This is a genomic window from uncultured Campylobacter sp. (genome assembly GCF_937973075.1).
In the GTDB taxonomy this organism is placed as follows: domain Bacteria; phylum Campylobacterota; class Campylobacteria; order Campylobacterales; family Campylobacteraceae; genus Campylobacter_B.
Genome location: NZ_CALBWL010000038.1, coordinates 1 through 13,189, shown reverse-complemented (window position 1 = coordinate 13,189; position 13,189 = coordinate 1). Strand labels below are relative to the sequence as shown.

Annotated in this window: 11 protein-coding genes; all 11 read left to right on the top strand. The window is 48.7% G+C overall.

Annotation, left to right across the window (positions count from 1 at the left end; translation table 11 throughout):
• On the top strand, positions 1-960 hold a 960-nt coding region (locus tag Q0274_RS05220; RefSeq protein ID WP_298028185.1), incomplete at its 5' end, for a glycosyltransferase.
• Positions 960-2,225: a glycosyltransferase gene (locus Q0274_RS05215; RefSeq protein WP_298028183.1), complete on the top strand. Its 1,266-nt coding sequence runs from the start codon at positions 960-962 to the stop codon at positions 2,223-2,225. The genes Q0274_RS05220 and Q0274_RS05215, both read left to right, overlap by 1 nt.
• On the top strand, positions 2,222-3,265 hold the full coding sequence (locus Q0274_RS05210; RefSeq protein ID WP_298028182.1) for a glycosyltransferase: 1,044 nt from the start codon (positions 2,222-2,224) through the stop codon (positions 3,263-3,265). Before Q0274_RS05215 ends, Q0274_RS05210 begins: the two co-directional genes overlap by 4 nt.
• A gap of 241 nt (positions 3,266-3,506) precedes the next feature.
• Entirely contained in the window at positions 3,507-4,625 is a 1,119-nt protein-coding gene (locus Q0274_RS05205) for a glycosyltransferase (protein WP_298028180.1), read from the top strand.
• 2 nt (positions 4,626-4,627) lie between these two features.
• Positions 4,628-7,372 (top strand): STT3 domain-containing protein, encoded by a 2,745-nt coding sequence (locus Q0274_RS05200; protein ID WP_298028178.1) that lies wholly within the window; start codon positions 4,628-4,630, stop codon positions 7,370-7,372.
• Positions 7,373-7,445: 73 nt separating this feature from the next.
• The gene (locus Q0274_RS05195) at positions 7,446-8,573 is read left to right on the top strand and encodes a glycosyltransferase family 4 protein (RefSeq protein ID WP_298028176.1); all 1,128 of its coding nucleotides are present in this window, start codon (positions 7,446-7,448) and stop codon (positions 8,571-8,573) included.
• Positions 8,566-9,171: an undecaprenyl phosphate N,N'-diacetylbacillosamine 1-phosphate transferase gene (gene pglC, locus Q0274_RS05190; RefSeq protein ID WP_297924287.1), complete on the top strand. Its 606-nt coding sequence runs from the start codon at positions 8,566-8,568 to the stop codon at positions 9,169-9,171. The genes Q0274_RS05195 and pglC overlap by 8 nt, the downstream gene beginning before the upstream one ends.
• Positions 9,158-9,754, top strand: a complete 597-nt coding sequence (pglD, locus tag Q0274_RS05185) for a UDP-N-acetylbacillosamine N-acetyltransferase (protein ID WP_298028175.1) — start codon at positions 9,158-9,160, stop codon at positions 9,752-9,754. Before pglC ends, pglD begins: the two co-directional genes overlap by 14 nt.
• Before the next feature lie 120 nt (positions 9,755-9,874).
• Positions 9,875-10,972 carry a UDP-N-acetylbacillosamine transaminase gene (pglE, locus tag Q0274_RS05180; protein WP_298028173.1) on the top strand — a complete coding sequence of 366 codons (1,098 nt, stop codon included), beginning with the start codon at positions 9,875-9,877 and terminating at the stop codon, positions 10,970-10,972.
• The gene (locus Q0274_RS05175; protein WP_298028172.1) at positions 10,972-12,777 is read left to right on the top strand and encodes a nucleoside-diphosphate sugar epimerase/dehydratase; all 1,806 of its coding nucleotides are present in this window, start codon (positions 10,972-10,974) and stop codon (positions 12,775-12,777) included. Before pglE ends, Q0274_RS05175 begins: the two co-directional genes overlap by 1 nt.
• A partial coding sequence (gene hisH, locus Q0274_RS05170; protein WP_298028170.1) for an imidazole glycerol phosphate synthase subunit HisH occupies positions 12,774-13,189 on the top strand: 416 nt, incomplete at its 3' end. The genes Q0274_RS05175 and hisH, both read left to right, overlap by 4 nt.

The window sequence follows — 13,189 nt, the reverse complement described above, 5'->3', positions numbered from 1 at the left end:
GAGCCGTTTTACGCGCTGGATCATAAGATCGAGCTTATTAGCTTGGATTTAGGAGTGGGCAATTTAGGAATATTTGGCAATATAAAAAAGCGCTATGATAAAATTTTGGCCTTGCACAGGCTTCTAAAAAGTCGTAAATTTGACGTAGTAATCTCGTTTTTAGATAATACCAATGTCCTTACGCTTATCGCAAATCTAGGAGTCGGGCAGAAAATCATCGTCTCCGAACACACCAATCATCGCTTTTTAAAAAGTCCGATTTGGCGCGCGCTCAAGCGGATCTTTTATCCGCGAGCTGCAGGTCTTAGCGTGCTTAGTAAATTTGATCTGGATCATTACACATATGTGCAAAATCGCGTGATTATGCCTAATCCGATGTTTGAGATTAGCCATGCTAAAGAGGCCCGCCCGCCTAAAGAAAATATCATCCTAGCAGCCGGCCGGCTTAATGTCTATAAGGGCTTTGATGTCCTTCTTAAGGCGCTTGCGCTTATAGATTTCAATCTTTTAAAAGAGTGGAAGGTGGTGATTGCAGGCGACGGAGAGGAGCGAAAGAGCCTTGAGAGTCTAGCTGCGAAGCTGCGCTTAAACGTGCAGTTTATCGGCTTTGTGCGCGATATCGAAAGCTTATATGAACGCGCTAAAATCGTAGTTGTAACCTCCAAGATGGAGGGCTTTTGCAATATTTTGATGGAGAGTATATTTTTCGGTACCGCTAGAATTTCTACAGATTGCATCGCAGGTCCTAGCGAGCTTATAAGCGACGGCGTGGATGGGTTTTTATGCCCTGTAGGCGATAGCGCGAGCATCGCAAAAAAGCTTGAAATTCTAATGAGCGACGAAAAGCTGCGCGAGCGACTCGTGCAAAACGCCTCCAAGCGCGAAGAGAGCTTTAAAATTGAAACGATCGGGCGACGCTGGCTGGATTTCATAGCCGCTACGATACACAGGGAGGAATAATGAGCGAAAATCCCCTAATCTCGGTCATCATCCCCGTTTATAATGTCAAAGAATTCCTGCGCGCTTGCGTGGAGCGCATCACGGCGCAGACCTATACTAACTTAGAAATTTTGCTCGTAGATGATGGCTCAAATGATGGCAGCGAGGCGATTTGCGACGAATACGCCGCGCGCAATCCTCGTGTGCGAGTGCTGCATAAGCTAAACGGCGGGCAGGCTAGTGCACGAAACGCCGCTTTAGATGTCGCTCGCGGGGAGTTTATCAGTTTCGTAGACAGCGACGATTTGGTAAGCCTTGATTTGATTGAGACTCTTTTTCATCTTACGCAGAAATTTTGCACCAAAATCGCTATGTGTGGCTACGCGGCATTTAGCGACGAGAGCGAAATAAATAATTTCAAGGCGGTTTTGAATTTTAAAGAAAATCAAAATTCTAAAGAGATTAGCGATCCAGGAGGAGCTGCAAATTCAAATGCCAATGCAGGAGAATATAAAATATCGCCGCAAGAGCTTTTTAGGCGCAGCTGCACGCAGGATCCGTATTTTAGCACCGCTGTTTGGCGCGCGCTGTTTGCTCGCGAAATTTTCGCTGCTTTGCGCTTTCCTGCGGGGCAGATCTATGAGGATGTGGCGATATTTTTTGATATTTTTAACGCTTCTATTGCGGCGTGCACGGATGAAATTTTATATTTTTATCGCGTAAGGGCGGGCTCGACCGTAAACTCATTCGCTCGCAGGCATCTAGCGGTCATCGCTGCGGTGCGCCGCTATACTGAGGCGATCGCTGCGAATTATCCAAGCTTGGCGCGTGAGGCTAATTTCACTCGCTGCGAATCCGCGCTGAATACGGCGTTTTTAATCATCAAATCAAGCTTTGATGCCGCAGGTTTGGATGGAGATGCGACTTCTCCTTCCAAGGCTAATACGCGCAGCTTGGCAAAAGAGGCGGATTTGCATAGAGCTGATAGTTTATCTTGCGCATGCGGTAAAAATTCCGCAGTTAAAAATTCCGCCAAGCAAAATTATATGCGAAATTCTAAGCAAAATTCCGCGTCGCAAAGAAAGACCGCAGATCCCCGCTCTCCTTTAAGCGCTGCAGAAGCTGCGGATCAGATCCGCTCACTGCACGCTTTGGTGCGCGAGCGGCTGGATTTTGGATTTTTCGCAGCGCATGCAAGCCGCACGCAGACGCTGATGATGGTTTTGTTTTACGCAAATCCCGCGCTTTTGCGACTATTTTATAAAATTTATCGGAAGTTAAAATGAAAATTTTATTCGTCATCGCGGCTCTTAGAAACGGCGGCGCCGAGCGCGTGCTGCAAGTTTTGGCGAATCATTTTGCGCGCGCAAACGACGTTACGATCGCGATTTTGGAAAACGACGAGGGCAGGTATAAATTTAGCGAAAAGATAAAATTTTTGCATCTGGATGTTTATAAAGACGGCGGCAAGCTCGATAAATACAGAATTTTGCGCGAGTGTTTCAAGCGCGAGCGCCCAAGCGTCATCATCAGCTTTATGGACTGGACGAACGTAGCGTGCGTGATCGCAAACTTTGGGCTAGGCATCCCGCTCATCGCGACCGAGCACAACGCGCACGATTATCTGCGAAGCGGGTTTTTTAGCCGCGTGCGCGATCTGTGCTATAAAAAAGCAGACGCGCTTACCGTGCTTACGCGCTCGGACTTTGAATACTATTCGCGATTCGTTAAAAACTGCTTCGTCGTGCATAACCCCTTTTTCGGCGAGATCTGCGATACCAAAGGCGCCAAGCGAAACGTGATTTTAAGCGTCGGCAGGCTCGAGCCCGTAAAGGGGTATGAAATTTACTTTGACGCGCTAAGCAGGATCGATAAAAGTCTGCTTGCGAAGTGGGAAATTTTAATCGCGGGCGACGGCTCGCTGCGCGAAAGCTTGCGCGAGCTCGTGGTGCGGCTCGGGCTTGAAGTGCGATTTTTAGGGCACAAACAGGACGTGAGCGAGTTGTATAAAGAAGCCAAAATTTTTGTGCTAAGCTCGCTTAATGAAGGGCTTTCAAACGTGCTGATCGAGTCTGCATTTTACGGCTGCGCACGGCTTAGCAGCGACACAGCGGGTGCAAAAGAGCTCATAAAGGACGGCTTTAGCGGCATTTTGTTTAAACGCGGCGATGCGAATGAGCTTGCGAGCAAGCTTGAAATTTTAATGAGCGATGAGGCGCTGCGAGACGCTCTCGTGCAAAATGCAAATGAAAATTTAGACGAGTTTTCGCAAGAGCGCATCATTAAGCTCTGGCAGGGCTTGATTGATCGGTTTGCGCGCAAATAGCAGCCGCTTGTCGATGCCCTAGCGGCGCGCAGGGATTAAATTTAAACTTCGGTGTGCTAAGATAGGCTCTTGCGCCCGAGCAAAACGGCGCGTTTAAATTTGCCGCATCGCGCGATGAAATTTAGCCGCTTGGGGCAGCGCAAAATGCGCTAAATTTAAAACGGAGCGGCGTATGCTCGCATAAAAAGGCGTGAGCAAAGCTTAAATTTAGGCGCGGCAGCGATATTTAAAAGGTAAAGGGATGAAGAAATTAAGCGTTTTTATCTATTCGATGGGCGGTGGCGGCGCCGAGCGCGTCGTAAGCAACCTCTTAGGCGAGCTTACGGCACGCTACGAAGTGCATCTGGTGCTGATGAACGAGAGGATTTTTTATGAAATTCCAAACGGCGTGCAGATCCATTTCATCGAAAAATCAGCCCCTTTTGAAAACGGGCTGCTGAAGCTCGCAAAGCTGCCGTTTTTGGCGCTGCGATACAAAAAGCTATGCGAGCGCCTAGGTATCGACATCCACTTCGTTTGGATGAACCGCCCTTGTTACGTAGCGGCGCTGGCGCGAGTTTACGGGCTGCGCGGAACGATGATTTTTAACGAATGCTCAACGCCGTCGGTGCTGTATAAAGAGCCGAACTTTAAATCCAAAATTTCAAAGCTTTTGCTGCGTAAGCTCTATCCGAAGGCCGATTTTATCTTCCCCAACTCGCTTGGAAATTTACGCGATCTGGCGGATAATTTCGGAATTGACGAGCGCAAGATGAGCGTGCTATACAACGCGATCGATTTGGATGAGATCGGTCGCAAAGCGCAAGAGCCTATCGCGCAGGAGCGGCCGTTTTTCCTAAGCGTCGGCAGGCTCGATGCGGGCAAAAACCACGCGCTTTTGATCCGCGCATATGCAAATTTAAAAAATAACGACAAAGACCTGCTGATCTTGGGCGACGGCGTGCTGCGAGCCGAACTTGAGGCCCTGATAGAGGAGCTGGGCTTAAGCGGCCGCGTGAAGCTTTTGGGCTTTGACGCAAACCCGTATAAATATATGGCCAGATGCTACGCGTTTGTCTTCGTAAGCCTTTTTGAGGGCTTTTCAAACGCGCTCATCGAAGCTCTTGCGTGCGGCAAGCTCGTAATTTCAAGCGATCATCAAAGCGGCGCGCGCGAGCTTTTGGGGCAGAGCGAATGGGGCGTGCTGGTAGGCGTGAACGATCTAGAAAGCACCCAAGCGGCGATGCAAAAAGCGCTGGATGATGAAAATTATGTAAAATTTTATGAGAAAAAGGCTAAAATTAGAGCCTCGTTTTTCGATAAAAAACGGATAGCAAGCGAGCTGATCGCAAAAATAGAACAAATCGACGAAGGAAAATAGGCGTGGGTGAAGAAAAAAAGGCTTTTAGCGTCAGAGAGATCGACGAAGGATCGGACGATCAAAAAGGCGCGCAATCAATGGGTGCTAACGAAGCTGCCTTAAGCGAAAATTTCGCTAGTGAGGGAAATTTTGACGCAGAGCATTCCGCGGATGGCGGAGAGAATTTTAGCGGCGAAAATGCCGAGCTTGAGGGTAGCGAGGACGCCGTACTTAAAAACGATAAAAATTCCGCGCACGCCGGCGCTAAAAATTTAAGCGACGATCAAGCGCGCGCTGTTTCTGCAAAAATGCGAGTACAAAAAAAATCCAAAAAGGCTAAAAAATCAAGCGGACGAAATTCTACCTCGGTAAATTCTGAAAATTCCGCAGGCACAAATTCTACAAACTCAAATTTAAAGGGCGCTGCAAATTCCACGAGCAAAAATTCTACAAATAAAAATTCCGCTGGCGCTGCAAATTCTACAAATAAAAATTCCGCAAAAGCCGCTAATTTGGCTAAATTTAAAAATGCGAATTCCGCAAGCGCTTTAAATTCTACAAACGGCATAAATTCTGATAATTCTAAAAACTCCACAGCAGAAAATTCCCAAAATTCTAAAAATCAGGCAGCTGGCGCGCTTCCTGCTAGGCGCAGAATTTTTGGCTTCATAAAAAATTATGAGTTTTCCAAGCATATTTTGCTGATGATTTTGTTCGCATTTGCCTTTAGCGTGGCGTTTCGCATGTGGTGGGTGCACTGGGCGAGCGGTTTTGTGAATTACTTTTTTTGGGATGGCGAGCTGATGATAAACACAAACGACGGCTATGCCTTTGCAGAGGGCGCGCGCGATCGCCTCGCCGGCTTTCATCAGCCCAACGATCTTAGCTACTTTAGTGCACCGCTTTCGATCGTGACGGCGTTTTTGGCTGAAATTTTGCCCTTTAAAATCGAGACGATATTCGTTTATCTGCCAGCTTTGTTTAGCTCGCTCATCGTAGTGCCGATCTTGCTGATCTCAAGCGAGTTTCGCTGCATGCGCGCAGGCTTCATCGGCGCGCTTGTCGCGAGCGTGGCGAATAGCTACTACAACCGCACTATGGCGGGGTATTACGACACCGATATGCTAAATATCGTGCTTGCGATGTGCATTTTGTGGGCACTCATCCGTATTTGCACGCGCGGCTCGCGTAGCACGCTGTTTTGGCTGGGCGCGTTTGTGATATTTTATATGTGGTGGTATCCCTCAAGCTTCTCGCTAAATTCCATGATGCTTGCCGTATTTTTCGCCTACACGCTGATTTTTAAGCGAAAGAGTGCGGTAAATTACGAAGCGATGATCATCTTTTTGATCGCGCTTTGCTCCACGCCTTTGGTAGCTAAAATTTTAATCTCGCTTGCGCTATTTTGGCTCTTTGCGTTTAGAGGAAAGCTATTAAATTTTAAAATTTTAGCGATTATCGGCGCACTTGCCGTAGTCTTTTTTGTCGCAAACGGAGGTCTTAGCCCGATCATCTTTCAGGCGAAATTTTATATCTTCCGTTCCTTTGCGGACAACGCCGATACGGCATTTCATTTTTTCAATGTCAATCAAACAATCCAAGAATCAGGCATTGTGCCAACTAATATCTTTATGGAGCGCATCAGCTCACACGTCGCAGTTTTCGTGATCGCGGCGATCGGATACGTAGTGCTTTGCTTTAGGCATAAGGAATTTTTGCTCTCGATCCCGCTTCTGCTTTTGGGCTTTGCGGCGAACAAGGCGGGTCTTAGATTTACGATCTATGCCGTGGGCGTGATGGGACTGAGCTTCGGATATATCTTATATTTTTGCGTAAAGCGCTTGGATCTGCCAAAGATCGCTGCACGCGCGATACTGCTTATTTTGACGGCGCTTGCGATCTATCCCGCGTGGCAGCACATCGTCTCGTACAAGGTCGATACGGTCTTTTATCAAAGCGAGGTACGGGTGCTAGATGAGCTCAAAGATAAGGCACAGCGCGAGGATTACGCTCTTTCTTGGTGGGACTACGGATACGGCATACGCTATTACAGCGACGTAAAAACCCTTATCGACGGCGGCAAACATCTCGGCAACGATAATTTTCCCGTTAGCTTCGCGCTTTTTAAAGATCAGATGAGCTCTGCAAATATGGCGCGCCTGGATGTCGAATACACCGAGCGCGGATATAGCGAAAAAATTCCAAACAAGCTAAAGCAAATTTTAAAAGACTATAACGCGACTGATGTAAATGATTTTATCTTAAGCTTGGGGCTGGCCGATTTTAAGCCGTCGAAGCCTACGCGCGACATCTACTACATCCTGCCCGATCGCATGATGAATATCTTCCCCGTCGTCACGCAGTTTTCAAACATCGACATCACCGACGGCAAGCAGCTAAGTGAGCTGTTTTTCATAACGAGCGATAGGTTCGTTCAGGATCAAAGCGGCGTGCATATGGACAACGGCTTTTCGATCTCGCCGAGCCTTTTAAATTTAGAGTATAGCGGTAGAAAATTCGCGATCAATACCTTTTATGAAACGAGCTACGACGCGAACGGCAAGCTTTCGGTAAAAGAGTTTAATATGGACAGCAGCGCGCAATTTTACGTAGTTTTCATGCGCGATTACGGGCGGTTTTTGCTGATGGATAGAGCGATGCTAAACTCGAGCTACATTCAGCTTTTTGTATTTGAAAGATATAGGCCCGAGCTATTCGAGCCTGTGATCTTAAGCCCTGCTGTGAAAGTTTATAAATTAAAGCGCTAGATAAAATTTTGCCGCAAGCTAAGGAGAAATTTATGAAATTTAATCTCGCAACGCCAAGCAAGGAATGCAGCATATGGCTCGCATAGGGTTTTTAAGCCATGCCGATATGAGCTTACATTTCTTTCGCCGCCCGATAATGCAGGCTTTAAAAGAGCGCGGGCACGAGGTTTTTGCAATCGCTCCTCGCGGCGCTTATACGCAGGATTTAGCACGCGATTTTAATGCCGTAACTTACGATCTTGATCGAGCTAGCCTAAATCCGCTTACCGTATTTAGCAACACCAAAGCCCTTGCACGCGAGTTAAAGAGGCTAAATTTGGACCTGCTGCAAACAGCTGCGCACAAATCAAACGTGTTTGGTACGCTGGCGGCTCGAGAGGCGGGTATAAAATATGTGATAAACTTAGTCGAGGGGTTGGGCAGTTTTTATATCGACGATGATATTAAAACAAGGCTCGTACGAGCGGTTTTGGAGAAGCTTTATAAATTTTCATTTTCGCAGGCGGATGCTTGCGTATTTGTAAACGATGCCGATCCCGATTATATGCTATCTCGCGGGCTTATTGCGAAGCAAAAGGTCATAAGGATTAAAAGTGTAGGCGTAAATGCTGAAAGATTCAACCCCCAAATCGTTAGTGCGGCGGATCTGGGCGAGGATTTGCACGGCAAAAAGATCGTACTGATGATAGCTCGCGCGATGTGGCATAAGGGCGTGAGAGAATTCTACGAAGCGGCAGAAATTTTAAAAGATCGATCGGATGCGAAATTTGTCTTCGTAGGCGAGGGCTTTGCGGGCAATAAAAGCACCGCCGATCCTGCGTTTTTGCGAAGCGGTGCGGTGCATTATCTGGGTGCCAGAAATGATGTGCCGGAGCTTTTGAAGGCTAGTTACTTGCTGGCACTTCCTAGCTACAAGGAAGGCTTTCCGCGCACGGTTTTAGAGGCGATGAGCATGGCGCGAGCCTGCGTGGTGAGCGACTGCAGCGGCTGCGTCGAGGCGGTGCAAGAAGGCGTCAACGGCTTAATCTGCCGCACTCGCGACGCGGAGGATCTTGCGCGAAAGATCGAAATTTTATTAAACGATACCGCGCTTTGCGAAAGGCTTGGACGAAACGGGCGCGAGCTGGTGCTTGCAAATTACGACGAAAAGATCGTCACGGAAAAATATTTAGAGGTTTATAGGAAATTTATCGATGTATAAGAGCTTTTTAAAACGCGCGCTTGATTTTACGGCGGCTTTGATTTTGATTATTTTGGTTTCGCCCGTGATGGCGCTTACGTGGTTCTTGATCCGCAAGCACATTAGCAAAAGCACGATTTTTACGCAATCTCGCCCTGGGTTTGATGAGCAAATTTTTAAAATTTACAAATTTAAAACGATGAGCGACGAGCGCGGCGCGGACGGCGAGCTTCTGCCAGACGAAGAGCGGCTGAACGATTACGGCAAAAAGATCCGCGCGCTAAGCCTGGATGAGCTGCCGCAGCTTTTCAACGTGCTAAAGGGCGATATGAGCTTCATCGGGCCGCGACCGTTGCTGATCGAATACTTGCCGCTTTATTCGCCGCAGCAGCGCCTTAGGCACAGCGTGCGCCCGGGCATAACGGGGCTTGCGCAGGTAAACGGTCGCAACGCGATCAGCTGGGAGAAAAAATTTGAGTTCGACACGTATTACGCGCAGAATTTAAGCTTCGCGCTCGATCTTAAGATCGCACTTTTAACGATAAAAAAGGTGCTTGCGAAAGAGGGTGTGAATAAAGAGGGTATGGCGACGACGGAGAAATTTAATGGGCACAACTAAAATTTACGTTTACGGCGCAAGCGGACACGGGCTGGTGGTCGCGGATGTCGCGCTAGCCGCACGTGGGGCTAAATTTAGCGAGGTCATTTTTTTAGACGACGCAGCGGGGCTGAAATTTAGCGAGGATCTGCCGAAGCACCCCGTAATAATCGCAATCGGCGATAATAAAACCCGCGCAAAGATCCAAGAGAAGGTAGCGCGCGCCGGTTTTGAGATAGCGACGCTAATTCATCAAAGCGCCATCGTCAGCCCAAGCGCCGCTATCGGCGAGGGCGCGGTGGTAATGCCAGGCGCCCTGATAAACGCGCGAGCCAAAATTGGTCGCGGCGCGATAATCAACTCTGGCGTCGTAATCGAGCACGAGTGCGAGATCGGCGAGTTTGCGCACATTAGCCCAAACGCGGCGCTTGCGGGCGGCGTGAAGGTGGGAGCGTTTTCGCACATTGGAATCGGCGCTAGCGTCATTCAGAGGCTAAGTATCGGGCAGCGCTGCATAATCGGCGCGGGTGCTGCGGTCGTGCGCGACATAGCTAGCGACAGCGTAGCCGTAGGCGTGCCCGCTCGTGTGATTAAAAAAAAATAGCTGAATTTAAAATTTATAGCATTAAAAGTGATAAAATCCGAGCATTTAAATTTTATGCCGAAAGCTAAATTTAGCCTTGCGTCGCGTGAGGTTAAATTTAAAGATTAAGAAAGGATGAAGATGGCAAGAGTATTTTTAAGCCCGCCGAATATGGGCGGCGATGAGCTTGAGTATATAAAAAAGGTATTTGAAAGCAACTATATCGCGCCTTTGGGCGAATATGTCAATCGCTTTGAAGACGCAGTGAAGTCCTATACTGGCACGCGCGGCGCGCTAGCGTTAAACGCAGGCACGGCGGCGCTTCATCTAGCGCTTCGCTGCAGCGGCGCAAAGGACGGCGACGTGGTGCTTGGCTCCACGTTTACCTTCATGGCGTCGCTAAATCCGATATTTTACGAGCGCTGCGTGCCGGTGCTGATAGATAGCGACGAGAGTTGGAATTTAAGTCCGAAGTTGCTTAAAGAAGCGATCAAAAAATCGCCGAAAAAGCCAAAGGTGCTCGTCGTTACGCATCTTTACGGACAGGCTGCGAAGATGGATGAGATATGCGAAATTTGCGCTAATGAAAATATCGATCTCATCGAGGATGCCGCGGAGGCGCTGGGCGGATTTTATAAGGGCAGGGCGTTAGGCGGTATCGGAAAATGCGGCGCGCTAAGCTTCAACGGCAATAAAATCATCACTACCTCGGGCGGCGGAATGCTGATCTCAAACGATGAGGAGCTAATCGCCAAGGCTAGATTTTTAAGCACTCAGGCGCGCGAGCCGCTGCTTCACTACGAGCACAAGGACTACGGCTATAACTACCGCTTAAGCAACGTATTAGGCGCTATCGGCGTAGGCCAGATGGAGGTCTTGCCGCAGCGCGTGAAAAGAAAACGCGAAATTTTTAAAATTTACGAGGATCTGTTTAGAGGCACCGACGTGGAGTTTATGCCCGAAGTAGAAGGCGGCGAGGGCAACAGATGGCTTACGACGCTTCTATTTAAGAAAAAGAATGCCCATCTAAAGGTTATCGACGCCCTGAATAAAGCCGACATTGAATCTCGTCCGCTTTGGAAGCCGATGCATCTGCAAAGCATCTTCGCGGGTGCACTTAGCGTAGTTGACGGCACGAGCGAGGATATGTTTAGTCGCGGCATCTGCCTTCCTAGCGGTACCGATATGAGCGACGAGACGATCGAGCGCGTCGTAAAAATCGTAAAAGAAAACATCTGATGCTGTTAAAACCCACTAAATTTAGCCGCTTCGCGTTTTTTTTGCTAGGAGATATTTTTATCTCGATCCTCTCCGTTTACATCGCGTTTTTGCTGCGATTTAGCGGAGATATACCCAACGAATTCTATAAAGGCGCGCTGCTTAGCGCCTCGAGTCTTACGGCGATTAAAATTTTCTATTTTTGGTTTTTACGGATCTATTTAGTTCCGTGGAGATTTTTCGGCCTATATGAAGCGAGAAAGCTCTTTTATGCGCACGTTATGGCGGCGCTTACCTTTTTGATCCTATTCTTTCTAGCGAGTAAAATTTTTAACCCCTTCCCGCGCTCGGTCATCATCATCGATGCGGCAATCTCGTTTATTTTAATCGGTGGGATTAGAATTTCAAAGCGGATGTTTTTAAGTGAGAAGAAAAATATCACGAATAACGAGCCCTGCATCGTCGTGGGTGCTACGAGCAAGACCTTTCACGTCCTAAAAGGTATGCGGCAAAAATATATCAACTACTATCCGGTGGGCGTCGTGGACGGGCGGCCTGAGCTAGTAGGGACGTATTGCGAAAATTACGTCGTCAGGGCTAAGAGCGAAATTCCGCAGATGATCAAAGATAGCGGCGCCAAAACCGCGATCATCGCGCTGGCGCTGTATCCGGACGAGCTGAAGGAGCTTTATGACGAGCTTTTTGCATACGGTCTAAAGGATATCAAGCTCTTTTCGCTTTTGGAGGATGAGAGCAAAAAGATCCGCGACGTATCAATCGAGGATCTGCTCGCGCGCAAGCCCAAAGACCTCGACACCAAGGCGATTGAAAATTTTATCAAAGACAAGATCGTGCTAGTAACGGGCGCGGGCGGCACGATAGGAAGCGAAATTTGCAAGCAGTGCTTAAAATTCGGCGCAAAGCGTCTTATCATGGTCGAGCACAGCGAGTTTAACCTCTACTCGATTAACGAAGCTACGGGCGCGGACGCGCGCAACGAGTTAAAGATGATAAACGTCGTTTATCGCCATGAGCTGGAGGAGGTTTTTGCAGAATTTCATCCCGAAGTAGTCGTGCACGCAGCGGCGTATAAGCACGTGCCGCTATGCGAGTTTAACCCGCATCTAGCGGTCAAAAATAATGTCATCGGCACAAAAAACGTAATCGATCTATCCAAAAAATATGGCGCGAAAAAGGTCGTTTTGATCTCGACCGATAAGGCGGTGCGACCGACGAACATTATGGGTACGACGAAGCGCATCTGCGAGCTTTACGCGCTAAATTCCAATGACGCGGCAAGCGACACGCAGATCGTCGCGGTGCGCTTCGGAAACGTGCTCGGCTCAAGCGGCAGCGTTATCCCTAAATTTAAACGCCAGATCGAAGCGAACGAGCCGCTTACCGTTACGCACCCCGAGATTACGAGATATTTTATGCTCGTTAGCGAGGCGTGCCAGCTGGTGCTTCAAGCGGCCTCTATCGCGCAGGGCGGCGAACTTTTCGTGCTGGATATGGGCGAGCCCGTAAAGATCGCCGATCTTGCCAAGCGAATGCTGCAGCTTGCCGGCAAGGAGGAGCTGGGCATTAAATTTGTAGGTCTGCGTCCCGGCGAGAAGCTTTACGAGGAGCTTTTGATCGACGAAAACGACAAGAGCACGAAGTACCAATCCATATTCGTAACCCACTCCGCAAAATACGACCTACAAGAGCTAAACTCGCAGATCGAGGAGCTTTCGGAGTGCGAGGACGTGCAGGTCGCGGATAAGCTAAAGCGTATCGTGCCCGAGTTTTCGCACCGATTAAACGATATGAAGGGTACGGCTTGATCGGTATCGTGGATTACGGCGCGGGCAATATCCAAAGCGTGATGAACGCGCTTAGCTTCTGCGGCGCTAAATTTTGCCTAGCGCGCAGCCCCGAGGAGCTTTTGAGCTGCGATAAGGCTCTGCTTCCGGGCGTGGGCGCATTCGGCGAGGCGATGGAGAGGCTTCGCGCAAGCGGTATGGACGCTGCGATCAAAGAGTTCGTCGCAAGCGGCAGATATTTTTTAGGCATCTGCCTTGGGATGCAGCTTCTGTTTGAACAAAGCGAGGAATTCGGCGCGCGCAGCGGGCTTGGAATTTTGCCCGGTCGCGTCGTGAAATTTGACAAAACGAAATTTAATATTCGGGGGGCGGAATTCCGATCCGAGGATATAGAATTTAGATCGGGCGGGGCGAAATTTAATTCAGATGAGGC